The following is a 23258-nucleotide window of genomic DNA, read 5'->3' as shown; positions in this document are numbered from 1 at the left end:
ACAGATCTCACGGACCAGAGGAACCCAGATGCAGTACGACGGACTCGACCCCCGCACCCCCGTGCTCGTCGGTGTCGGCCAGGTGTCCGAGCAGTTGGGCAGCCCCGGCTATCGCAAGCGCTCGCCCGTCCAACTCGCCGCCGACGCCGCCCGGGAGGCCCTCGCGGACAGCGGCGCCGCGACGGAGGTCACGGCTGCCATCGACACGGTCGCTGGGGTACGCCAGTTCGAGATCTCGGCGCCCGGAATGCCTGCCCCGCTTGGTCGCTCCGACAACTTCCCGCGGTCGGTGGCCGCTCGTCTGGGGGCGGACCCGCGCCGGGCGATCCTGGAGATCACGGGCGGCCACAGCCCGCAGCATCTGGTGAACGAACTCGCCGGCGCCATCGCGGCAGGCCGGTGCGAGGTGGCCCTGGTCTTCGGCGCTGAGGCCATCTCCACCGCGCAGGCTCTCACCGGAGCCGAGGACAGACCCGACTGGTCCGAGCAGGTGGGCGGCCAGCTGGAGGACCGTGGGTACGGCATGCAGGGGTTGGCGAGTATGCACCGCAGCGCTCATGGGCTTACCGACGCGCCCTCCCAGTACGCCCTGCTGGAGAACGCCCGCCGGGCCCGGCTCAAGCAGTCCCGGCAGGAATACGCCGCCTCCGTCGGCCGGCTATTCGCACCGTTCACGAAGGTCGCCGCGGCCAACCCGCATGCCGCGGCTCCCGTCGAGCGGTCCGCGGCGGAACTCGTCACGCCGACCGGGGACAACCGCCTCCTCGCCGATCCCTACACCCGCTATGTCGTGGCCCGGGACAAGGTCAACCAGGGCGCGGCCGTCCTGCTCATGTCCGTCGCAGCGGCCCGTCGGCTCGGCGTGCCGCAGGAGCGGTGGGTGTTTTTGCACGGCCGCGCCGACCTGCGTGAACGCGACCTGATGGACCGTGCCGACTTCGGCTCGGCTCCCGCAGCGGTTGCGGCGGCACGCGGCGCACTCGACATGGCGGGCGTGGGCGTGGACGAGGTGGCTACCTTCGACTTCTACAGCTGTTTCCCTGTGGCCGTCTTCGCCGTCACCGAGGGCCTCGGTCTCAAGGAGGACGACCCGCGCGGTCTCACCCTCACCGGCGGGCTGCCGTTCTTCGGCGGTCCGGGCAACAACTACTCGATGCACGGCCTCGCCGAGACGGTGCACCGGGCCCGTAGCGCGCCCGGCTCCTTCGGGTTCGTCGGCGCCAACGGCGGCTTCCTCAGCAAGTACTCGGTCGGCGTCTACTCCACCGCACCGGCCGAGTGGAAACCCTCCAACGACGCCGATCTGCAGTCCGAGCTCGACACGGTGCCCGCCCCCGTGGAGGCGAAGCACGCCGACGGGTGGGCAACGATCGAGACGTTCACAGTCAAATACGGGCGATCCGGCGACAAGACGGGGATCGTCATCGGCCGGCTGGAGCGGGACGGCCGCCGCTTCGTGGCCATGACACAGCCCGGCGACACCGAAATGCTCGACCTGCTCGTGGCCGAACAGCCCATCGGCGAGCGCGTCTTCGTGCGCTCCTTCGGGTACGGCAACCGGGTCACCGCCACGCCGCAGCGGATGGAACAGCTCCTGCCCACTCCCCCGCTTGTCTTGCGCGAGTCCTACGAGCACATCACCGTTCGCCGCGACGGCCACCTCCTGGAGGTGGCCATCAACCGACCGGAGGTGCGCAACTGCCTGCACCCGATGGCGAACGACGAGCTGGAGCACGCCTTCGACTGCTTCTTCGCTGACCCCGACCTGTGGGTCGCCATCATCACCGGCGCCGGAGAGCAGGCATTCTGCGCCGGTAACGACCTGCGCTACTCCTCCTCGGGCAAGCCGATGTGGGTGCCCAAGAACGGGTTCGGCGGCCTCACCCACCGCGAAGGCATGACCAAACCCGTCATCGCCGCGGTGAACGGCTACACCATGGCCGGCGGCTTCGAGATCGCCCTCGCCTGCCACCTCATCGTCGCCGACGCCACCGCGCAGTTCGCGTTCACCGAGGTCCGGGTGGGTCTGGTGGCCGGCGAAGGCGGGGCAATCCGGCTGGCGCGAGCGCTGCCGCCCAAGGTCGCCACCGAGATGCTCCTGACCGGCCGTCGGATGGGTGCGCAGGAGGCACATCGCTGGGGCCTGGTCACCGAGATCACCGGGCCCGGCAAGGCCTTGGCCGCCGCGCGGGAAATGGCGGCGCGGATCCTCGAAGGGTCTCCGGCAGCGATACGGTCCACCCTGAGGCTCATGACCGAGACCGCGGGCATCACCGACACCGTGGCGGCCACCCGGCACCCCAGCGCCGTGCTGGACGAACTCTTCGTCAGCGAGGACGCCATCGAGGGCATGCTGTCCTTCGCCCAGAAGCGCAAGCCGCGGTGGGTGGGCCGCTGAGGGACTTGCAGGAAGGGCCCGGTTCTGCGCCCGGAACCGGCCCCGGGGCGGCGCCGGTTCACGAGGTCACGGGTTCGTCCTCATAGCGCTCCTTCAGTGCGGCGAGCACGTCTCGGAGGCCCGGCACGTGTTCCTCGGCGGTCTTGCGCCAGGCGAGCCCGGCTCGCAGGCCCATTGCGGGTTCGTCGAGCGGCACGACGCGGAAGGCGGGGGAATCGTAGATCCGCGTGGCGGGGAGGTCGTCACCGAGAACGGTGATCGCCAGAGCGCCGGTGCGCAGGACATGGGCGGCGAGCTGTACCAGGTCGTTGTGCGGAAGGTCGACCAGTCGGGTGACCCCGGCCTCCACCAGCGCCGCCCTGCTCTCGGCCACCACCGAGGGATGCACCTTGGCAGAGGTCATGAGCACCTGACGGCGGCGCAGGTCCCGCAGGGTCAGCGAGGGGCGGTCGGCGAACTCGTCGTCGGCCGTCATCGCCACGCCGAACGAGCCCCGGGAGATGAGCAGGCTCTCAAGGTCGGCTTGGCCGACCGGGAGATGCACGACAGCCAGGTCGATGTGGCCCGCGGTCAATTCCTCAAGGAGTTCGGCTGAGGGAGCGAGAGTGATGGGCAGTTCGACGTCCGGGGCGATCTCTGCGTAAACGTCAAGGACGGCGTCCAGGACCTTCGGCGGGGCCAGCGGAGCCGCCCCGACCCGGCAGAGCACGGCATCCGCATGGTCGCGTGCGAGGTCGCGCAGGCCCTCGAAGGCGCGGACCACCTCGTGCGCCCGTTCACGGAAGACGTCACCGAAGGATGTCAGTTCCACGTGGTGATGCTCACGGACGAACAGCTCACGGCCGAGTTCGTGCTCGAGCTCCCGGATACGGCGGCTCAGCGGTGAGGCGGTCACGTGCAGGCGCTCCGCTGCCCTGCCGAAGTGCAACTCGTCAGCGACGGCGAGGAAGTAGCGGAGCTGCTGGATGTCCACGAGGCCAGTAGATCACCGGTCCCGCGCCCGGCTCCAGACACCTGCGACGTTGCCGTTGCGGACACGTGCACATCAGCGAAACGGACGTGTACAGATGCCTTCGCCCGGGGCGAGGCTGGGTCACGGAAACGCGGAGTTCAAACGGCCGACATGCAACTGCCACAGATCTCCGACGCGCGCTGGTACGGCCGTGTGTTCCCCGTGCCCCGGACGTGACCCCCTTCGCCTCGGCCTCGGGCAGGTCCGCCATGCCTCGCGTCGGTGTGCGGCGCGGCAGGCCCGGTTTCGGAGGCGGACGATGAGCGAAACAGTGATCGGCGGCGTCACGCAGGCCCCTTTGCAAGGGGTGCGGGTGGTGGACACCACCGACGGGCGGGGCGAGGGAGTGGGCCGCTTCCTCGCGTCCCTGGGTGCCGACGTGATCCTGGTGGAACCGCCAGGCGGCGCCCGCGCCCGACGTAAGGCGCCGCTGCACGAGGAGACCAGTCTCTACTTCGCCGTCCGCAACGCGGGCAAGCGGGGCGTCATCCTCGATCCGGAGACCGAGGAGGGCCGCCGTGCTCTGCTCGCGCTGCTGGAGACGGCGGACATCTGGGTCGAGTCCGAACGGCCGAGTACGCAAGACCTGACATACGAGCGGGTGGCAGCCCGCAACCCGCGGCTCGTGCTGCTCACGGTGAGCGACTTCGGGCTGACCGGACCATATGTGGGCTACGCCGCGACTGACGCTGTGCACGCGGCCCTCAGCGGCCTCCTGTCCCGCTCCGGCCTGCCGGGGCGCCCGCCGCTGCCGCCGCCCGGTTCGATCGTCACCGAGGCCGCCAACATCCAGGCCGCTCTGGTGGCGCTGCTCGCCCACTACAACAGCCTTCAAACCGGGCATGGCGACCACGTCGACTTCTCCGTGCACGAGGCCACCACCCAGGTCATCGACCCAGGCTTTGGCATGGGCGGTTCCGCCACCGGCGGGCTCCGCCCCGCCGACCTGCCGCCCGGACGCCCCGCGGCCGGGCACCTGTACCCGATCTTCCCCTGTGCCGACGGCCTGGTCCGCATCGCCGTGCTCAACCCCCGGCAGTGGCACGGCATGCGGGCCTGGCTGGGGGAACCGGAGGAGTTCACCGATCCCCGCTACGACAGGATCGCCCTCCGGTTCCAGGAAGCGGACCGGATCCATGCCTTGATCGCCGCCCTGTTCGCGGACCGCACCCGCGACGACCTCGTACGCCAAGGCCAGGAGCACGGAGTCCCCATCGCGGCCGTGCTGAGCCCGGGCGAGGCTCTGCACGCCGAGCACTACCTGGAGCGCCGTGCGCTCACGGACACGGAGCTCTCCCCCGCTCTCGCGGCACGCGTGCCCACGGGCTTCCTGGAGATCGACGGCGTCCGCATGGCTGCGCACCGCCGGGCTCCGCTACCGGGAGAACACAACGGCGAAGTGTTCGCCGAGATCCGCGCCGCGGTTGGGGCACGACAGCCCCAGACGCGTCAGCACAACGCGCGGCCCGAGCGCACACACCCCCTCGCCGGGCTGCGCGTCCTTGACCTCGGCGTGATCGTCGCCGGAGGCGAGCTCGGCCGGATGCTGGCCGACCACGGCGCCGACGTGATCAAGGTGGAGAACCGTGCCTTCCCCGACGGTGGACGGCAGTCCCTCACCGGCGAAGTGATCACCGCGTCGGCCTCCTGGGGACACCGCAACAAGCGCGGACTGGGTCTGAATCTGCGCGATCCGCAGGGCGTCGCCCTGTTCAAGCAGCTCGCCGCGGAAGCGGATGTCGTCCTGTCCAACTTCAAGCCCGGCACTCTCGACTCCCTCGGGCTCGGTCCTGACGTCCTCCTGGCCCTCAACCCGCACCTGGTGATCGCCGACAGCAGTGCCTTCGGGGCGAGCGGACCGTGGAGCCGCCGTCTGGGCTACGGCCCGCTGGTGCGCGCCTCGACCGGCCTGAGCGACCTGTGGCGCTATCCGGGCGACGCGAACGGACACAGCGACTCGATCACGATCTATCCGGACCACGTGGTGGCACGGGTCGGTGCGGCGGCCGTGATCGCCCTGCTGGTTCGGCTGCGCCGCCTGGGGCGGGGCGGAACGGTCGGCATCGCGCAGGCCGAGGTCATCCTGGACGCGCTGGCGGAGCAGTTGACGGCTGAGTGGCTCGTCCCGGGATTGCCGCACGGGACGGCGGACGGGGTGTACCCCTGCGCGGGAGACGATCAGTGGTGTGTGATCGGGGTACGCGACGAGGCCGACTGGCAGCGGCTGTCCGCCACCGTCGGATGCCACGACCTGGCCGCCGACCCGGACTTGGCCGACGCCGAGGGACGCCGCGCCCACCGAGCCCGGATCGACGAGGCCATCTCGTCCTGGACGCAGACACGCACCCCTCACGAGGTCACCGAGCTGCTCCAGACGGCTGGCGTCCCGGCGGCGCCCATGCTGCGTGTGGGCGAGCTGCTGAGGGACCCGCACCTGGCGGCGCGCGGCTTCTTCGCCGAGCTGCGGCAGCCGACGCTCGATGAGCCGCTGCCCACCGAGGCCCGCCTCGCCCACTCCTTCCACCTCGCCGACCCGCCACTGCGCCCCGCTCCGCTGCCCGCCGAACACACCCGCGAGCTGAGCCGCGAACTCCTCGGTCTGTCCGACGCCGACATCGACCAGCTCATCGCCCGAGGAGTGCTTGAAACCTACGCGTCCGCCAAGGAGACACCCCCCATGAATCCCACCCCCCAGCCGGTCCTGGTGGAGCGTCACGGCCACGTCATGGTCATCACCCTCAACCGGCCCGAGGTCCGCAACGCGATCAACGCGGCGGTCACCCGAGGTATCGGCGCGGCACTGGAGGAGGCCGACCGTGATCCGCAGGTCCGCGTCGTCATCATCACCGGCGCCGGCGACAAGGCGTTCAGCGCGGGCGCGGACCTCAAAGCGGTCGCCCGCGGCGAGGACATCATGCCGCCGGAAACGAAGGAATGGGGCTTCGCCGCCTACGTCAACCACCACATCGGCAAGCCGACCATCGCCGCCGTGCGGGGCTTCGCCCTCGGCGGCGGCACGGAGATCGCACTGGCCAGTGACCTCGTCGTGGCGTCAGAGGATGCGTCCTTCGGGCTGCCGGAGGTCAAGCGGGGCCTGCTCGCCGGCGCCGGCGGTGCCTTCCGTCTCGCCGCCCAGCTGCCGCCCAAGGTCGCCATGGAACTGCTGCTGACCGGCGACACGCTGGACGCCACCACCGCCAGGTCGCTCGGCCTGGTCAACCGGGTCGTGCCCGGTGACCAGGTGCTGGCCGAGGCACTCTCCCTGGCCGACCGTATATCCGCCAACGCCCCGCTCTCCGTCCAGGCCAGCAAGCGCATCGCGCGCGGCATCAACGACGGACGGATCGATACCGAGCAGAGCGCCTGGAAGCTCTCCGACCAGGAAGCACAGGGGATCTGGGTGTCCCAGGACGCGCAGGAAGGCCCGCGGGCCTTCGCCGAGAAGCGTGTCCCCGTCTGGCAAGCCCGCTGACAACCGGTCCGCGGAGAAAGGCAGTTGACCATCGTGACCACTGACACCGCCCGAGGCCCGGTCATCGCCGGCCTCGGCATCACGGAGACGGGCAAAGTGTACGGCCGCAGCGCCGCCGATTTTGCGGCCGACGCCGTCCGCCGCGCCGCCGACGACGCGGGTCTCGCCCTCTCCGACATCGACGGCCTGCTCACCAGCAGCGGCGTCATGCCGGGCGTGGGGCTTAGCCTGCAGACCGAACTGGGCCTGCGCGACTTGCGGCTGCTGTCCGAGATGCAGGCGTACGGCTCCACCGCCGGCGGCATGGTGCAGTACGCCGCGATGGCGGTCCGCGCCGGCATGGCCGAAGCCATCGCCTGCGTCTTCGCCGACGCACCGCTCAAGGAGAAGACCTCCGCGGGCGCCCTGTATTCAGGTGCGGGTCTGGGCACGTCGGGCTGGCTGGGACTCACCGCGGCGGCCGGGATGATCAGCGCCACCCCGCAGTATGCGGTGGCCGCCCGCCGCCACATGGAGACCTACGGCACCACCAGCGAGCAGATGGCCCACATCGCGGTGGCCCAGCGGGCCTGGGCGGGCATGAACCCACGGGCCCAGTTCCGTGACCCGATCACGGTCGAGGACCATCAGGCGTCGCGGCTGATCGCCGAGCCGTTGCATCTGCTCGACTGCTGTCTGGTCAGCAACGGCGGCGTCGCCGTGATCGTCACCACCGCCGAACGCGCCGCCCATCTGCGCAAGCCACCGGTCCACCTGCTGGGCTGGGCGCAGGCCCACCCCGGCTACCCGATGAACCGCGACAGCGACCTCGGCCTGGTCAGCGGCGCCGCCCAGGCGGGCCCGGCGGCCCTGAAGATGGCCGGGGTCACCATCGAGGACATTGACGTGGCCGAACTGTACGACTGCTACACCTTCACGGTGCTCCTCACCCTGGAGGACTACGGCTTCTGCGCCAAGGGCGAGGGCGGGGCCTTCGCGGCGAGCGGGGCGCTCGCCCCGGGCGGGTCACTGCCGGTCAACACCGGCGGCGGTCAGCTCTCCTCGTACTACCTGTGGGGCATGACCCCGCTGTCCGAGGCCGTCATCCAAGCCCGCGGCGAGGCGGGCGAACGCCAGGTGCCCCGGCACGACGTCGTCCTGGTCAGCGGCAACGGCGGCTGCTTCGCCCACCACTCGACGCTCGTCCTCAGCCCCCACCCCCACGCCTGAGCCCTGGAGCCACCATGACCGTGCCCGTCATCCACCGCGACACCGCCACCGAAGTCTTCTTCGACTCCACCGCACGCGGCGAACTCCTGATCCGCCGCTGCACCGCCTGCGGGGCGCACGCCGCCCCCCAGTCCGGCGCCTGCCCCGTCTGCCACACCCCTGCGGCGACCTGGGCGGCGGCCGCCGGCACCGGCACCGTGGTCGCGTGGACCGCCGTCCATGGCCGTCCACGCGACGGCGCTCCCGCCTCCGAGGCCGTGTCAGCGCTCATCGAACTCACCGAGGGGCCCTGGCTCTACGCCCCCCTGCGGAACCTGGGCCCCGGGGAGCGCCCCTGGGCCGGGATGTCCGTCGTCGTCGCCTTCGAACGCCCCGAGGGCGGCGAGGCGATCCCCGTCTTCCGCCCCACCGTCTGAACGCCGCACGGGAGAAGACCCCAGATGAGCACTCTGCCACCGGACGTCACCACACCCCTGCCGGTCGATCCCTCGCCCGACCTCCAGCGCCGTCTCCTTGACGCGCAGCGAGCCGCCTTCCTGGAAGAAGGACCTCCCTCCGTCGGCGTGCGGCTCGAACGCATCGACCGCTTCCTCGCCTGCGTCCTGGAACACGCCGAGGAATTGTCCGCCGCCCTGGACGCCGACTTCGGCTCGCGCCCCGCGCTGGCGAACCTGGCGAGCGACATCGTCAGCGCCATCCCCGGCGTGGAGGCGATCCGCCGGAACCTGGAGGCGTGGATGGCGGATGAGGAGGTCCCCGGCTCCGCCGAAGCCGGGACGCCCGCCTTCATCCAGACCCGCCCGAAGGGCGTGGTCGGCGTGGTCGGGCCCTGGAACTTCCCGGTCGCCCTGGTCGTCCAGCCCGCGATCGAGGCGCTGGCCGCCGGCAACCGCGTGATGATCAAGTTCTCGGAGGTACCCGAGCGGACCGCCGAGGTGTTCGCCCAGGCCGTGGCCACGCGCATGTCCCCCCAGGAAGTGGTCGTCATACGCGGCGATGTCACCACCGCGGCGGCGTTCTCCTCACTCCCCTTCGACCACCTCATCTTCACCGGTTCCCCCGGGGTCGGCGCCAAGGTGGCCGCGGCCGCCGGGGCGAACCTGGTCCCGGTGACACTGGAGCTGGGCGGGAAGAACCCCGTCGTCCTCGGCTCGGACGCGGACGTCGCCCGGGCCGCCGAACGCATCTGCGGCGTACGGCTGCTGAACGGCGGTCAGATCTGCCTCTGCCCGGACTACGTCTTCGTACCCCGCGCCCGTCTCGATGAGTTCGTCGACCACTGCCAGCGGTCCGTCCGCGCCCACTTCCCGACCTGGCTGGACAACCCGGACGTGGTCTCCATCGTCGACGACAAGAACTTCGACCGGGTCACGGCGCTCGTCGCCGACGCCGAGGCGAAGGGCGCGCGCGTAGTGACCATCGCCGCGTCGGAGGAAGTTGACGTCCTGCCCCGGCGCGCCGGACGTCGCATAGCACCCACTGTGCTGCTGGACGTGACCGAGCACATGACCATCGCGTCGCAGGAAGTCTTCGGACCTGTCCTCGTCGTGTACCCGTACGACGATCTCGACGAGGTCATCGCCTACGTCAACGCCCGGCCCAGCCCGCTCGCCGCCTACTTCTTCGGATCCGACGGAAGCGAGTTCCAGCGGTTCATCACGCGGAGCACCTCCGGCGGTGTCTCCCGCAACGATCTGGCCATCCACTGGGGGATCGAGGGCGCGCCGTCCGGCGGCGTCGGGCGCAGCGGCATGGGCGCGTACTCCGGGAAGACCGGCTTCTTGACGTTCAGCCACCGCCGGACCGTGGCCGCGAGCACCTCTGCGATCGGGCTCGCCCAGCAGATCCTGCCCCCGGCCGGAAAGGCCGAGACGGATGCCCTGCGCGGCTTCGTGGCCCACACCCTCGACGCCATCCGGCACCGCAGCCTCGACGTCGAGCCTGCGGGCCGGCCCTGAGAAGACCGCCTGCGCCAGGAGGACGACATGCGCACCCAGGCCGCCGTTTCCCGCGGACCCGACACCGGCTTCACGATGGAGGACATCGAGATATCCGACCCGCGCCCCGACGAGATCCTCGTCCGCCTCACGGCGACCGGCGTCTGCCACACCGATCTGGCCACCAAGGCCATGCTGCCCGCCGGCATCCCCGCCGTGTTCGGGCACGAGGGCGCCGGTGTCGTGGAGGCAACCGGCGCCGAGGTCACCGGCGTGCGGCCCGGCGACCACGTCGTCCTGAGTTACGGCAGCTGCGGCACCTGCACACGGTGCGCCACCGGACACCGGTCGTACTGCGAGCGGTTCGAGGCCCTCAACGCCGCCGGACGCCGCCCAGACGGCAGCGCGACCCTCACAGGCCGGGACGGCGACGCGTGGTCCTCCTTCTTCGGCCAGTCGAGCTTCGCCCGCCATGCGATCACCACGCGCGAGAACGTGGTCGTCGTCCCCGAGGGCACCGACCTGATGACCGCCGCGCCCATGGGCTGCGGGTTCCAGACAGGCGCGGGATCGGTGGTGAACGTGCTGCGGCCCGGCCCCGACTCCAGCCTGGTCGTATTCGGAACCGGCGGGGTCGGCATGGCCGCGGTCATGGCGGGGGCCGCGCTGGGCGTCGAGACTATCGTCGCCGTCGACCTCTCCAAGCAGCGGCTCGATCTGGCGGCGCAGGTGGGCGCCACCCACACACTCGACGCATCCGGTGAGGACACCATCGGCCGGATCAGGGACCTCACCTCGGGAGGCGCCACCCACGCCTTCGACACCACGGGGGTCCCCACGGTGATCCGCGACGCCGCCCGGGCGCTCGCTCCTCTGGGTTCGCTGGCCCTCGTCGCCGTCGGCCCGACGGACGCCGGTATCGACGTCAGAGACCTCATCGGCTACGGAAAGACGATCCGGGGCTGCATCGAGGGCGACGCCAATCCGCAGGACTTCGTCCCGCTCCTGCTCGACTGGCACGCGCAGGGCCGCTTCCCCGTCGACCGGATCGTCACCGCCTTCCCCTTCGAGGAGATCAACGAAGCGGTCGCGGCCATGAAGACAGACGTCGTCAAACCCGTCCTCACCTTCTGAGCCGAGGCACGGGCCGACGCCCCAACCGCCGCCTCGGCCTCCCGCAGCAAGCGGGCCCACCCCGCAGCGCCGCGCCTCCTGCCTTCGCCGCGACACAGGCGGCCGCCGGGCCGCACGCATCGCCGACGGACTCTGTTCGGTGAACGCCCTGAACCGCTCCAACCTGTGAGGAACCGCATGCCTGCCGCCGCCCCTCTGATTCCCATGACCCCTGACGAGGTGTCGAGCTTCGCCCAGAGCGTGCAAGGGACGCTCACGCGCCACTGGCCCGGCCCCGTCACCGCCCCCGAGGCCGATCTGCTGAAATTGTGGCAGTCCGCCGCCGAGCAGGGCTGGCTGGAGCTCGGCGCCGCAGGAGCACTTGCTGCCGCTGTCGCAGCGGTGCGTGAACTGGGCCGGGTGGCCTGCCCGTTGCCCGTGATGGACGCCTTCGTGGCCACCCGTCTCCTCGCCCATGACGAGAACCTGATCGACGGCATCGGCCGAGGCGAGGTGCGCGTCGTCGCCTGTGTCGGCGACGGCAGCGAGCCGCAGGTCCGGCACCTGGACGCAGGCCGGCAGGCCACCCACCTGCTCACGTTCCCCGCGGCCGGCGGCACGGCGGTGCTACGCCCCGTGACACAGACGGAGGAGACGGCCGGCCTCGCCGTCCCGGCCTGGTCCACGGTGACACCGGGTGAGCCAGCACTCACCATGGAAATCGCCGCGGACACCGCCGACGAGGCAGTGGTCCTGCTCCGCCTCCAGCTGGCCGTCCGTGCCCTCGCGGCGGCCGAGCACGCCCATCAGATGGCCGTCGAGCATGCCACGCAACGACGCCAGTTCGGCAAGATCATCGGCTCCTTCGGGGCCGTCCAGCAGCGCACCGCCACCTGCCAGATCGACGTCGGCGCGGGCAACCTGCTGGTCGCCGACGCCGTACAGGCTCTGGAGCACAATCTGCCCGACCGGCTCCTCTCAGCCGAGATCGCCATCGAGCACGCCCGTACCGCCGCCCCCCGCGTCCAGCTCGGAGCACACCACACTCTCGCAGCCATCGGCTACTTCGAGGAGCACGACGCCCCCTGGCTGTTCCGCCGCGTCCACGGCGACCTCGCCCGTCTGCGGAACCTGCCCCGCGCCTGCGGCGACGTGGCCGACACCCTCGTCGAGGGCACCGGATCACTGCCGAAGGGCGAGCTGGGCGAGACGGGCGAGGCGTTCCGTACCGAGGTCCGCGCCTTCTTCGACATGTACGCCGAAAAGCTCGGCCGCATCGAGATGGGAGAGGACGCGGAACTGGTGCGAGCGGTCGCGGACCGCGGCTGGCTCGGCCTGACCTGGCCCGAGGAGGCGGGCGGCCGGAGTGCCCCGCTGAGCGAACAGGTCGTCCTCAACGAGGAGGCCGCCTACCGGCGGGCGCCCGTCATCAAGGCGCTCGGCGCTGTCTCGCTGCTCGGCGACTCGGTCCTCAGGCACGGCACACCGCAGCAGAAGGAACGGTTCCTGCCGCTCGTCCGCAACGGACAGTTGACCTTCTGCCTCGGTTACAGCGAGCCGGAGGCCGGTTCCGACCTCGCCTCGCTGCGCACCCGCGCGGTCCGCGACGGAGAGGACTGGGTGATCAACGGGCAGAAACTGTGGACGAGCGGCGGTCACGAGGCGGATTGGGTGTGGCTGGCGGTACGGACCGACCCCGACGCCACCCCCCGGCACGCGGGCATCACCATGTTCCTTGTCCCTATGAACACTCCCGGCATCACCGTGCAGCAGCACCGGGCGCTGTCCGGCGAGATCTCCTGCACTGTCTTCTACGACGATGTCCGGGTCCCGGACGATCTGCGCGTGGGCGAGGTGAACGCTGGCTGGAAGGTCATCACCGATTCCCTGGCGAGCGAGCGCGTCGCCATGGGCAACATCGCCGCCGTTCTGCACCGCCAACTCGACGACCTGCTGGCCCTCGCCCGCCAGGGCTCCGGCGCCGCAGCCGGCCCGCGCGGCTCCCACGCCCGCGCTCTGGTGACGGAACTGGCTGTCGGTGTGCAGGCCACCCGTGTCCTGGTCGCGGCCGGGCTCCAAGCCGCCGGCCAGAGCAGCAGCGAGCGCCTCGCGGCCCCGATGGCCGGCGTCCTGGCCGGTGAACTCGCCGAGAGGTTCGGCGAGGCCGTCCTGGACATCCTCGGCCCTGACGCCGCGCTATCGGCATCCGCACCCGGCGCGCTCGGCGGCGGGGCCTTCGAGTACGGCCTGCGTCTGTCCATCATGTATGTCGTCGGCGGCGGAACGAACGACATCCAGCGCGGCATGATCGCCCGGGGCCTGGGCTTGCCCCGCTGATCACCCACCCCCTCCCCCTCTTCGGCGCCGCCGTGTGCTCTCGCTCCCCCACTGTCTGGGCCCCCGCAGCGCACGGCGGGATCCGGTGCCGGCCACGACCGAGATGTGAAGGCCTGATGGAACTCGGGCCTGGCCGAGCATGGCGAGGGGTGACCGTGCTCGGCGACCGCCCCTGCATCAACACCGGGCTCAAGGACAAGGCCGCGCACCGCAAGGTCGGCAGGTCGGCAGGTCGGCAGGTCGGCAGGTCGGAAGAGGCTCAGCAGGTGAAGGAGAGCACCACGCATTCGATCGCGGCTGTGCTCCGGCCGCCCGGCGGCAAGCGACCAGGCAGGACGGCCGTTTAGCTCTTGAGCGCGTCGATGAGCGCCTTGGTGACGGCGTCCGTCGAGGCCGTACCGCCGACGTCGCGGGTCAGGATCCCGGCGGCGGTTGTGGCCTCGATCGCCTTGAGGAGACGGGCCGCCTCGTCAGGCAGGCCGAAGTGCTCCAGCATCAGTGCCGCACTGCCGACCGCGCCGATCGGGTTGGCCAGACCCTGCCCCGCGATGTCCGGCGCGGAGCCGTGGACGGGCTCGAACATGCTGGGGAAGCGGCGCTCCGGGTTGAGATTGGCGCTAGCGGCGAGCCCGAGACTGCCGGCGAGGGCGCTGCCCAGGTCGGAGAGGATGTCGGCGTTGAGGTTGGAGGCGACCACGACCGACAGGTCCTCCGGCTTCAGTACGAACTTCGCGGACATCGCGTCGACGAGGACGCTCTCGGTCTCCACGTCCGGGTAGTCGGCGGCGACCCGCTTGAACACGTCGTCCCACAGCACCATGCCGTACTGCTGGGCGTTGCTCTTCGTCACCGACGAGACCTTCTTGTGCGCCCGGGTGCGGGCCAGGTTGAAGGCGAAGCGCATGATGCGCTCGCAGCCGACCTCGGTGAACAGGGCCGACTGGACGGCGACTTCGCCGCCCGGCCCACGCCCGCCGAGGTTGCGACCGCCGAGACCGGCGTACTCGCCCTCGCTGTTCTCCCGCACGACCACCCAGTCGAGTTCGGTGTCGTCGGCCTTGCGCAGCGGGCTGGTGACGCCGGGGAGGAAGTTCACGGGGCGGACGTTGGCCCACTGGTCGAAGTTCTGGCAGATCTTCAGACGCAGACCCCACAGGCTGATGTGGTCAGGGACGGTCGGCCAGCCGACGGCGCCGAAGTAGATGGCGTCGAAGTCCTTGAGGCGGTCCAGGCCGTCGTCGTCGATCATCTTGCCGGTGCGCTCGTAGAACTCGCAGCCCCAGGGGAACTCCTCCCAGGCGAAGGCGAACGCGTCGTCGGTGCCCCGGGAGTTCTCGGCCAGGGCATCGAGGACGGCACGCCCGGCGGCGACGACCTCCTTGCCCACGCCGTCGGCGGGGATGGCTGCGATACGGAACGTGCGGGGTGCTGGCATGGGGACCTCCGGCTCACTGTGTGCGGTCGGTTCGAGTCAACACAGCGCCGTAGGGGCGCGTCCAAGACCTGCTTCCGATGCGACCCATAGACTCAGCCGATAGATCCGACGGCGGACTCGGCTCAGGTGTCGCCTCCCCGGCGCTCGGCCAGCGATCTGGTCAGGGCGAGGAAGGCGCGGGCGGCCGGGGTGAGATGGGCGGGCAGGCTGACCATCGTCACATGCAGGTGGGCGGTCGGCTCGACGGGCGCCACCACGGCGCCGCAGCGCCGGGCCAGGCGCGTCCAGGACGAGGGCAGCACGGCCACGCCCACCCCGGTGAGGACCAGCGGCAGGATGGACGTGCGGTGGTCGACGACCGTCACGATCTCCGTGCCGGCGCCTCCCGCGGTGACATCGTCGACGATGCTGCGCATCAGGCTGCCCGTGCGGGACGCGATCAGTCGCTGCCCGGCAAGGTCCTCGGGATGGATCGTGACACCGTCCAGGAGGCTGCCGCCGGGCGCGGCGACGACCACGAACGGCTGGTCCTCGATGTGCAGGACGTCCAGTCCGGACGGGGTCACAGGGCTCGCCGAGCCCAGCAGGCCCAGTTCGCAGGCGCCGCTGCGGACCAGGGAGACGACTTCGTCCGGGGTGAAGGCCGCCTGGGTGCTCACCGTCACGGACGGGTGCAGTTCGGCGAAGCGGTGGATGAGGGTGGTGAGGGGTTCGATGCCGGGCGAGGGCATGGTGGCGACCTCGACGGTGCCGCCGTGCAGGCCGGCGAGTGCGGCCGCGGTGTCTCGTACGACCGTCAGGTCCCGCAGGACGCGGCGGGATGGCTCCAGCAGCTGCGCGCCGGCCTCGCTCAGGACGACACCCCGGCCCACCCGGTGGAACAGGGCGACCCCGAGGTCGGCCTCCAGGTTCGCCATGGCCTGGGAGAGGGAGGGCTGGGCTACGTGGAGCGCGGCGGCGGCCTTGCTGAAGCCGCCGTGCTCCACGATGGCGAGGAAGTACTCGAGTTGCCGGGCGTCCAAGGTGCCTCCGCGGTCGGTCTGAGGCGGTCCGGAGCCAACCTATCCCTTGTGTGATCGACAGCTGTCCGCTCTCACCTGCTGGTTTCCGCTCCTTGAGGCACGATCCAGCGGTCGGCGAGAGTCTGTCCGCACTGGGCGAGCAGCCGGGCGGACAGGACACTGTCGTGAGCGCAGTCCCGGTCGGTCAGATCTGTCAGGGCCTGGACGGAGGAGAAATGGGGGGCGGTCCTGTCCGAGGGCAACGTGCACCGGCCCACCACGGCGTGCACCGCTGTGGCGTGCCCGCGGGCGAGCCGGGCGAGTGCGACCGGGAGCTTGCCCGACAGGGACTGCTCGTCGAGACTCCCCTCCCCGGTCACGACGAAGTCGCTGTCGGCGAGGAGTTCGTCCGCGCCGAGCAGAGTGAGGAAGTAGTCGGCGCCGGATTGCACCCGTCCGCCGAGGAGCATCCCGGCATATCCGAGCCCGCCGGCCGACCCGGCTCCGGGGGCCTGGGCGAGTCGGGCGGCGTCCGTGACGCCCGCGGCCTCCAGCCGTCGTACGAAAGCGCCGAGGGCGTCGTCCAACTGGCGCACGTCGCTCTCTGTCGCTCCCTTCTGTGGCCCGTAGACGGCGGCTGTGCCCGTCGGTCCGAGCAGTGGGTTGTCCACGTCCGTCGCGAGAACGAGGTCGACCCCGTTCAGGGCGGCACGGGCTTCGGTGAGGTCGACCGTGTGGAGGTCGGCGAGTCCTCGGCCGCCGGGGCCGATCGGCGTGCCGTCCGCACAGGTCAGGGCGGCACCGAGGGACTGCAGCAGGCCCGCGCCGCCGTCGGTGGTAGCCACGCCTCCCAGCGCGAGGACGATCGTGTCCGCCCCGCCCGCCAGCGCGTACTGGACGGCTTGGCCGATACCCCGGCTCGTGGCAGTGAGGGGTGCCGGGCGACCGTTGGGCAGGACGCCGAGTCCGCAGACGGCGGCGGCCTCGACGAGGACGGTTCGCCCGTGCACGGCGACGCGGGCGGTCAGCGGGTGTCCGGTCGGCCCGGTCACCACGACCTTCTCGGTCTCGAACCGGCCCGAACAGGCCGCGGCCACGCTCCCCTCTCCTCCGTCCGCCAGCGCGAGCCGGCTGACCCGGGCGTGAGGGGCGCCCTTCAGCAGCCCGCCCGCCAGGGCGCGGGCGACCTCGTCGGCACTGAGGGAGCCCTTGAACTTGTCCGGGGCGATCAGCACGGACACCATCAGGACGTCACCTCGGCGGGCCGGGCGGCAGACGCCACTGCGGTCGGCCGCCTCTGCCCGGCATCGGCATCGGCATCGGGCGCACTGTCCATCGCCGGTTCGGCGGACATCGGCGGATCTCCTGCCTTGCCTGCCAGCACCGCCCGCGCCCGCTCCAGGTCCAGACCGTTCTCCCACTTGGCGACGAACAGTGTGGCGACGGCGTTGCCGAAGAAGTTCACCAGGGCCCGGCATTCCGACATGAACTTGTCGATGCCGAAGATGAGCATGATGCCCGCCGCCGGGACAGATCCGACCGTCGACAGCGTCGCCGTGAGGGCGATGAAACCGCCGCCGGCAACTCCCGCGGCGCCCTTGGACGTCAGCAGCATGACGGCCAGGAGACCGAGTTGCTGGCCGATCGAAAGGGACGTGTCGGTGGCCTGGGCGATGTAGAGGGTGGCCAGGGAGAGGTAGATCGCCGCGCCGTCGAGATTGAAGCTGTAACCGGTCGGGACGACCAATCCGACCGTGGAGCGATCCGCGCCCATGAACTGGAGTTTGCGCATCAGCCCGGGCAGAGCGGGCTCGGCGGTGGAGGTGCCGAGGACCAGCCAGAACTCCTCCTTGAAGTAGCGGAAGAGCTGGAAGATGTTCAGCCGCACGTACAGGGCGAGCACTCCGCCGAGCACGAGCACGACGAACAGCGCGGAGGTGACGTAGAAGAGGACGATCAGCGAGCCGAGGCTGGTCAGCGTGGACAGGCCGAACTTGCCGATGGCGTACGACATGGCGCCGAAGGCGCCCAGCGGCGCAGCCTTCATGACGAAGGACAACACCTTGAAGACGACGTCGGTGAGCCGCCCCACGGCCGCGATGATCGGCTCGCCGGTCTTGCCGACCATCTTGATGGCGATGCCGAAGACCACAGCCAGGAAGATCACCTGAAGAATGTTCCCCTCGACGAACGGGCCGAAGAAACTGTTCGGCACGATGTTCGTGAGGAACTCCCACCAGTGCTGGTGCTCGCCCTGCGAAATGTACTGGCTCGCGTCGCCCGATGTCTTCAGCGTCGACGGATCGGCGTGCACGCCGTCGCCGAGCCGGAACACGTTGATCGCCACGAGCCCCGTCAGCAAGGCTACGAGCGTCCCGACCTGGAAGTAGGCCAGCGCCTTGATACCGGTGCGGCCAACCTTCTTCAGATCCGCGACGCCAGCGATGCCACCAATGATCGTCAGGAAGACGATCGGGCCAATCAGCATCTTCATCGCGGTGATGAACGTCGTGCCGATCGGCTCCATGTCGGTGGCCAGATCCGGCCACTTCCAGCCCAGTACGATACCGATCACGATCGCCACCAGCACCTGAACATACAACTGCCGATACCACGGCTTCGCGGCGATGCGCGTGGCTTGCTCGGCTCGCTGGTTGCCCGGGGTATGCGTCATTGCAGCCTCCCTGATCACGCGGCACCGAGCCCGATCGGTCCGCGCTAGCTTGAGCGACAGTGAACCGGGCCATCGGTCGAGGGTCCACGACCAAAAACCGATGCCCCGGATAGGCAGGGCCTATCTGTTCCTCGCGCAGTTGGAGACGCGTCGAGTTGCTTGGTCTCGGGTTACTGGTGGGTGGGGTGCGGACTTCACACGCGAGCGGGCCGAGCATGCCAGGGCGGAGTGCCCGCGCTGCCGTAGCTGTCCGCGATCGAACCGACCGAAACGGAGACACCGATGTCCGGCAGCCTCTCGCTGCACCGAATCGACACGTACCGCGACCCATGGTCGGTGTGAGGAACGAGGCCGACGCCCCTGGACGTCCGCGGCCAAGGCATCCTGCGCTCCGACGACCCACCATCTGGGAGCACCAGGGCCTCATCCTCAACAAGCCCGGCAGTCGCCCCGACGACGGGATAATCGGGCAGCACGCCGATGTGGTCGCCCACGGTGGCACCGCGTACATCTTCTACTTCACCCACCCCGGCCGGGACGGCACGGCGGGCCAGGGACGACGACCGCCGACGAAGACGGCGAATGCAGGTCCCATGCTGATCAGGATGTCCGGTCGGACCACACCTCGATCAGGTGGCGGCCCCGGACGACGGGCTCCCGCCCGAGCGGGGTCATCCTGCGACGACGGCCATCCGGTCGCTGATCTCCTGTGCGGTAGCGAGGACCTTTTGGGCGATCTCCGCCTCGGCCTCCGGGTACAGCCGCGAGGCGAGGGCGGCCACGCTCACGGCCGCGACCACATTCTTGTTCTCGTCCCGGATCGGCGCGGCGACGCCGACCACGTCCGGGTCCAGTTCGCCGCGGGTGACGGAATAGCCGATGCGGCGGATACGGCCGAGGCGTTCCATCAGCGCGTCGACATCCGTGAGGGTGGCCGGGGTAAACCGGCGCAGTTCGGCGTTCTCCAGCAGCCTGCGGGCCTCATCCTCAGGGCTCCAGGCCAGCAGCACGAGAGCGGAGGCACCGGCGTTGATGGGCAGAGCGCTGCCGCGCTCGTAGGAGATGCGGACCGCGCGGGTGCTCTCCGCACGGTCCACGCACACGACGAGGTCGCCGGTGCGGCGGGTGAGCAGGACCGTCTCGTGCGTCTCGACGGCGAGGTCCTCCATCGACGGCATGGCGACTTCGGAGAGGCCGTAGCTGCGGCGGGCCAGCCGGGCGATCTCCAGCACCCGCAGGCCGAGCCGGAACCCGCCGCCGGGGGCCTCTTCGAGGAACCGTCCGGCGACGAGGCTCTGGAGGTAGCGGTAGGCGGTGGAGCGTGCCACGCCGAGCCGCTCGGCCACGGCCGTCCCGGAGACGACCAGATGGACGTCGTCGAACATGGTCAGGATGTCGAGTGCCCGGTCGGCCGTGGAGTTGCGGTCGCGGTAGCTGGGGGACGTGTTTCCTGACATGCGAGACACTGTAGCGGGTGGGCGCGGCGTGATGGAGACTGTGCCCGGCCGTCCGCTCGCCCGGTCTACAGCCGGTCCTTGACGACGGTGTTGTGCAGTTCCCCGATGCCCTCCACTGCTGTGAGGAGTTCCTGGCCGGGGCGCAGGAAGACCTTCGGGTCGCGGCCGGCTCCCACGCCGCCCGGGGTTCCGGTCAGGATCAGGTCGCCGGGCAGCAGCGTGATGATGGTGCTGATGTAGGCGATGGTGTCGCCCACGTCGAAGAGCAGGTCGGCGGTGTTGGACTTCTGCACGATGTCGCCGTCGACACTGCACGAGATGGTCAACCCCGAGGCCCCGGCCGGGAGTTCGTCGGAGGTGACAAGTGTCGGTCCGATCGGTGTGGTGGCCTCGAAGGTCTTGCCGGAGAGGAACTCTCGGGTGCGGTGCTGCCAGTCCCGCACGGTGACGTCGTTGGCGACGGTGTAGCCGGCCACATGCTCCAGGGCTTTCTCACGCGGCACATGGCGGCCGGGGCGTCCGACGACGACCGCCAACTCGGCCTCCCAGTCGAGGTCGTCGCTGACCGGCGGCATGTGGATCTCGTCGTGGGCGCCGATGAGGGAGCCGTCGTACTTGGCGAACAGGGTGGGGTGGGTGGGGGTCGGGCGGCCCATCTCCCAGATGTGGGTGGCATAGTTGAGGCCCAGGCAGATGATCTTGTTGGGGTGGGGGACGAGCGGAGCCAGTGAGGCCCGGGCCAGCGACACGCGCTCGCCGTCCGTGGCGGTCGCCCGTTCCTGCCAGTCCTCGCCGGTGGCGAGCAGCGCGCCGACGTCGGAGTGGGGCAGTAGGACGAGTTCGTCTCCTTCCTGTCGGGCGGCAGCGGTGTGACGGCCGTCGGCGACGCGTACGGTGCTGAGTCTCATCGGGGCACTCCCTGGGAGTCGTGCTGGATCTCGGGATCGAGGTCGAGGTCACCGTCGTCCGTCCTGGGCCGGGCGGCGAAGGACCTCAGCTGCGCTCCGACGTCCGCGGCCCGGTCGGAGGTGAAGACGGCGGCCACCAGGCGGTCGGGGCGTACGAGGACGAAGAAGCCGGTCAGTCCGGTGAAGAGGGCGTCGAGCCGGCCGTCGGCGTCGGCGATCCCCGCACGGCCGGCTCGGTCACGCGGCGCGCGGTCGTCCAGGAAGACGTCCACGGCGGTTGCGTCGGGAAGGCCGGCCCGCTCGACGGCCGTCCAGTCCGCGTCGGTCACGTCGATCCCGAGCAGGCTCCAGTCCTGTCCGAGCACGTCGTCCAGCCGGGTGGGGCGATGGTGCGGACCGTGCAGCACGCGGGGCTGGGGCAGCATCGTGCCGACGAACGCACCGCCCGGGCCTTCCGCGTGCAGGACGGCCCCCTTCCGTACGCGGGGGTCGGGGCGGTAGCGCATCTCGGTCAGATAGCGGCGTCCCGGCGGGGTGAGCATGGCTGTGCGCACCAGCAGGTCACGCAGCAGAGCGCGGGGGCGGCTGGTCGTCATGACGACGCGGCCGAGGCGTACGGAGAGGTTGATCACGGCTCGGGCGTGCGGGCGGCGCTCGGTGTCGTACGTGTCGAGCAAGGCGTCGCCCGCCCGGCCCGCCAGGACGTCGGCGATCTTCCAGCACAGGTTGGCCGCGTCCCGCAGACCGGAGTTGAGGCCCTGTCCGGCGAACGGCGGCATCATGTGTGCGGCGTCGCCCAGCAGGAAGCAGCGCCCGTCGCGCAGCCGGTCGGCGAGCAGCGCGTGGAAGCTGTACACGACCGCACGCTCGATCTGCCCGGGAGTGATTTCCCGGTAGGGGCCCAGGAGTTCACGCACGAGGGCGAGCGGCGGAGGCGACCCAGCCGCACACTCTCCGCGCTTCAGCCGGAACTCGTAACGGCAGCGACCGTCCCGACCGGCGACGATGACCACGGGCCGGTCGGGATCTCCGTGGTGCATACCGAATCGCTGGTCGTGCGTGTCCTCAAGGGTGTCGACCACCAGCCACACATCCGGGAAGCTGCGCCCGCGCATGGGGACGGACAGCAGGTCGCGCACGGTACTGCGGCCGCCGTCGCAGCCAAGGAGATACGCGGCCTCCAGTTCCTCCACCGGCCCGTCCTCCCCGCCCGTACGGAGCGAGGCGCGCACTCGGCCGGGTTCCTGGGTGAGGTCTGTCAACCGGGTGCCGAAGCGGACGTCGACGCTCGGGAGCCGGTCGAGTTGTTCGCGCAGTACTCGCTCCAGGTCGGGCTGGGCGAAGGGGTTCTTGAAAGGATGTCCGAGGCGCTGGTCGCCGGTGCCGCGGGCGTGCAGGAGGGGCCGCCCGCCGACGCCGAAGTACCTCGTCCCGGTACCCGGCACGATGATCGGGTAGACCGCCTCGTCAAGGCCGTCGGCTGACTGCAGGGTGCGCAGCGACTCGTCGTCCAGGCTGATCGCCTTGGCGTCGTTGCTGGTGGTGGCGTTGCGTTCCACCAGCACGACCCGTACCCCCCTGGAGCCGAGCAGATGGGCGGCCGTCAGTCCGGTCGGGCCGGCGCCGACCACCAGGACCGGCGGTGCCGGGGAGGCCGTGGGCATGGCGGTCACTGGACCGGCTGGTAGGCGGGGCCGCCCTCGGTCAGCAGCCGCTCGACCTCGGCGAAGATCTCCTCCGGGGACAGGTCCAGGTCGAGGGACTTGCGGAAGGGCTGGCGTACGTCTCGCTCCAGCCGCAGATAGACCTCGTTGCGGTTGCCCTCCGGGTCGAAGAAGTAGATCCCGATGGCATTGCCGTGGGTCACTTCCTGCTGGACCTCGATGCCCTCGGCGCGGAACCTGTGGTGGAAGTCGATGACCGTGTCCAGCGAGTCCACCCGCCACGACACCTGGTGGGTGAGCTTGGCGCCGGGAGGTGCGGTGCGGCCCCGCTGGAGGACGAACTCGTGGTGCTCCTCATCGGGGCGCGCGGAGAAGAAGACGATGCCCTGCTGCTCGTCCTCGTCGGTGACGGTCAGGCCCAGGACCCGCTCGTAGAAGTCGCGCATCGTCTCCAGGTCGTCGACCCAGAAGCCGGTGTGCCCCAGCCCAGTGATCGCCATCTTGTCGTCTCCTTTAGCAGGATGATAGTTTCGATTAATAGGACACTAGGACGATGGGCGGGCCGGGTCAACAGAGCAAGACGAGATCACAGCCGCATACCTCTTGACGCAGCGGCCCCTTCCGATGCAGCGTCCTGTATC

General features: G+C 70.4%; 17 protein-coding genes. 8 read left to right on the top strand and 9 right to left on the bottom strand.

The features are described 5' to 3' along the window. Positions 1–28: 28 nt before the first annotated feature. A complete protein-coding gene (locus ACFULQ_RS04915) occupies positions 29–2398 on the top strand; it encodes an acetyl-CoA acetyltransferase (RefSeq protein WP_383538239.1) in 2370 nt (789 codons plus the stop codon). A gap of 58 nt (positions 2399–2456) precedes the next feature. Here the strand turns inward: ACFULQ_RS04915 and ACFULQ_RS04910 are convergent, their stop codons facing one another. Beyond that, the gene (locus tag ACFULQ_RS04910; RefSeq protein ID WP_383538237.1) at positions 2457–3371 is read right to left on the bottom strand and encodes a LysR family transcriptional regulator; all 915 of its coding nucleotides are present in this window, start codon (positions 3369–3371) and stop codon (positions 2457–2459) included. Positions 3372–3669: 298 nt separating this feature from the next. On the opposite strand from ACFULQ_RS04910, the gene ACFULQ_RS04905 reads away from it, so the two are divergent. The 7 genes from ACFULQ_RS04905 (at position 3670) to ACFULQ_RS04875 (ending at position 13825) form a co-directional block, all read left to right on the top strand. Beyond that, entirely contained in the window at positions 3670–6882 is a 3213-nt protein-coding gene (locus tag ACFULQ_RS04905) for a crotonase/enoyl-CoA hydratase family protein (RefSeq protein ID WP_383538234.1), read from the top strand. 33 nt (positions 6883–6915) lie between these two features. Further along, positions 6916–8091: a thiolase family protein gene (locus ACFULQ_RS04900; protein WP_383538231.1), complete on the top strand. Its 1176-nt coding sequence runs from the start codon at positions 6916–6918 to the stop codon at positions 8089–8091. A gap of 14 nt (positions 8092–8105) precedes the next feature. Continuing rightward, positions 8106–8507 carry a Zn-ribbon domain-containing OB-fold protein gene (locus ACFULQ_RS04895; protein ID WP_383538228.1) on the top strand — a complete coding sequence of 134 codons (402 nt, stop codon included), beginning with the start codon at positions 8106–8108 and terminating at the stop codon, positions 8505–8507. Positions 8508–8531: 24 nt separating this feature from the next. Continuing rightward, the gene (locus ACFULQ_RS04890) at positions 8532–10049 is read left to right on the top strand and encodes an aldehyde dehydrogenase family protein (protein ID WP_383538225.1); all 1518 of its coding nucleotides are present in this window, start codon (positions 8532–8534) and stop codon (positions 10047–10049) included. Positions 10050–10076: 27 nt separating this feature from the next. Then, positions 10077–11162 carry an NAD(P)-dependent alcohol dehydrogenase gene (locus tag ACFULQ_RS04885; protein ID WP_383538223.1) on the top strand — a complete coding sequence of 362 codons (1086 nt, stop codon included), beginning with the start codon at positions 10077–10079 and terminating at the stop codon, positions 11160–11162. 204 nt (positions 11163–11366) lie between these two features. Then, entirely contained in the window at positions 11367–13478 is a 2112-nt protein-coding gene (locus tag ACFULQ_RS04880) for an acyl-CoA dehydrogenase family protein (protein WP_383538221.1), read from the top strand. 149 nt (positions 13479–13627) lie between these two features. Continuing rightward, positions 13628–13825, top strand: a complete 198-nt coding sequence (locus tag ACFULQ_RS04875) for a hypothetical protein (protein WP_383538219.1) — start codon at positions 13628–13630, stop codon at positions 13823–13825. Here the strand turns inward: ACFULQ_RS04875 and ACFULQ_RS04870 are convergent. The 8 genes from ACFULQ_RS04870 to ACFULQ_RS04835 all read right to left on the bottom strand — a co-directional run bounded on the left by ACFULQ_RS04870 (position 13822) and on the right by ACFULQ_RS04835 (position 23117). Continuing rightward, entirely contained in the window at positions 13822–14913 is a 1092-nt protein-coding gene (locus tag ACFULQ_RS04870) for a tartrate dehydrogenase (protein WP_383538216.1), read from the bottom strand. The two genes, ACFULQ_RS04875 and ACFULQ_RS04870, sit on opposite strands and share 4 nt — an antisense overlap. Before the next feature lie 122 nt (positions 14914–15035). Continuing rightward, positions 15036–15935 (bottom strand): LysR family transcriptional regulator, encoded by a 900-nt coding sequence (locus ACFULQ_RS04865; protein WP_383538213.1) that lies wholly within the window; start codon positions 15933–15935, stop codon positions 15036–15038. Between the two features lie 71 nt (positions 15936–16006). Beyond that, entirely contained in the window at positions 16007–17158 is a 1152-nt protein-coding gene (locus tag ACFULQ_RS04860; RefSeq protein WP_383538210.1) for a glycerate kinase, read from the bottom strand. Next, the gene (gene dctA, locus ACFULQ_RS04855; protein WP_383538208.1) at positions 17158–18588 is read right to left on the bottom strand and encodes a C4-dicarboxylate transporter DctA; all 1431 of its coding nucleotides are present in this window, start codon (positions 18586–18588) and stop codon (positions 17158–17160) included. Before dctA ends, ACFULQ_RS04860 begins: the two co-directional genes overlap by 1 nt. A gap of 671 nt (positions 18589–19259) precedes the next feature. After that, positions 19260–20045: an IclR family transcriptional regulator gene (locus tag ACFULQ_RS04850; RefSeq protein ID WP_383538206.1), complete on the bottom strand. Its 786-nt coding sequence runs from the start codon at positions 20043–20045 to the stop codon at positions 19260–19262. A 65-nt stretch (positions 20046–20110) separates the two neighbouring features. After that, positions 20111–20953: a fumarylacetoacetate hydrolase family protein gene (locus ACFULQ_RS04845; RefSeq protein ID WP_383538203.1), complete on the bottom strand. Its 843-nt coding sequence runs from the start codon at positions 20951–20953 to the stop codon at positions 20111–20113. Next, positions 20950–22617, bottom strand: a complete 1668-nt coding sequence (locus ACFULQ_RS04840) for a bifunctional 3-(3-hydroxy-phenyl)propionate/3-hydroxycinnamic acid hydroxylase (RefSeq protein WP_383538200.1) — start codon at positions 22615–22617, stop codon at positions 20950–20952. Before ACFULQ_RS04840 ends, ACFULQ_RS04845 begins: the two co-directional genes overlap by 4 nt. 5 nt (positions 22618–22622) lie before the next feature. Beyond that, the gene (locus ACFULQ_RS04835; protein ID WP_383538198.1) at positions 22623–23117 is read right to left on the bottom strand and encodes a VOC family protein; all 495 of its coding nucleotides are present in this window, start codon (positions 23115–23117) and stop codon (positions 22623–22625) included. Positions 23118–23258 lie beyond the last annotated feature (141 nt).

Origin of the sequence: Streptomyces sp. NPDC057253, assembly GCF_042669125.1 — a bacterium.
Taxonomy (GTDB): Bacteria; Actinomycetota; Actinomycetes; order Streptomycetales; family Streptomycetaceae; genus Streptomyces.
This window is presented reverse-complemented; position numbering and strand designations above follow the sequence as displayed.

What these genes read in the sequence shown, in the direction of transcription:
- ACFULQ_RS04905 (WP_383538234.1), top strand. Translation starts at nt 3,670, where the DNA reads ATGAGCGAAACAGTGATCGGCGGCGTCACGCAGGCCCCTTTGCAAGGG.
- ACFULQ_RS04895 (WP_383538228.1), top strand. Translation starts at nt 8,106, where the DNA reads ATGACCGTGCCCGTCATCCACCGCGACACCGCCACCGAAGTCTTCTTC.
- ACFULQ_RS04870 (WP_383538216.1), bottom strand. Translation starts at nt 14,913, where the DNA reads ATGCCAGCACCCCGCACGTTCCGTATCGCAGCCATCCCCGCCGACGGC.
- ACFULQ_RS04840 (WP_383538200.1), bottom strand. Translation starts at nt 22,617, where the DNA reads ATGCCCACGGCCTCCCCGGCACCGCCGGTCCTGGTGGTCGGCGCCGGC.
- ACFULQ_RS04880 (WP_383538221.1), top strand. Translation starts at nt 11,367, where the DNA reads ATGACCCCTGACGAGGTGTCGAGCTTCGCCCAGAGCGTGCAAGGGACG.
- ACFULQ_RS04845 (WP_383538203.1), bottom strand. Translation starts at nt 20,953, where the DNA reads ATGAGACTCAGCACCGTACGCGTCGCCGACGGCCGTCACACCGCTGCC.
- ACFULQ_RS04835 (WP_383538198.1), bottom strand. Translation starts at nt 23,117, where the DNA reads ATGGCGATCACTGGGCTGGGGCACACCGGCTTCTGGGTCGACGACCTG.
- ACFULQ_RS04915 (WP_383538239.1), top strand. Translation starts at nt 29, where the DNA reads ATGCAGTACGACGGACTCGACCCCCGCACCCCCGTGCTCGTCGGTGTC.
- ACFULQ_RS04850 (WP_383538206.1), bottom strand. Translation starts at nt 20,045, where the DNA reads ATGTCAGGAAACACGTCCCCCAGCTACCGCGACCGCAACTCCACGGCC.
- dctA (WP_383538208.1), bottom strand. Translation starts at nt 18,588, where the DNA reads ATGACGCATACCCCGGGCAACCAGCGAGCCGAGCAAGCCACGCGCATC.
- ACFULQ_RS04860 (WP_383538210.1), bottom strand. Translation starts at nt 17,158, where the DNA reads ATGGTGTCCGTGCTGATCGCCCCGGACAAGTTCAAGGGCTCCCTCAGT.
- ACFULQ_RS04890 (WP_383538225.1), top strand. Translation starts at nt 8,532, where the DNA reads ATGAGCACTCTGCCACCGGACGTCACCACACCCCTGCCGGTCGATCCC.
- ACFULQ_RS04885 (WP_383538223.1), top strand. Translation starts at nt 10,077, where the DNA reads ATGCGCACCCAGGCCGCCGTTTCCCGCGGACCCGACACCGGCTTCACG.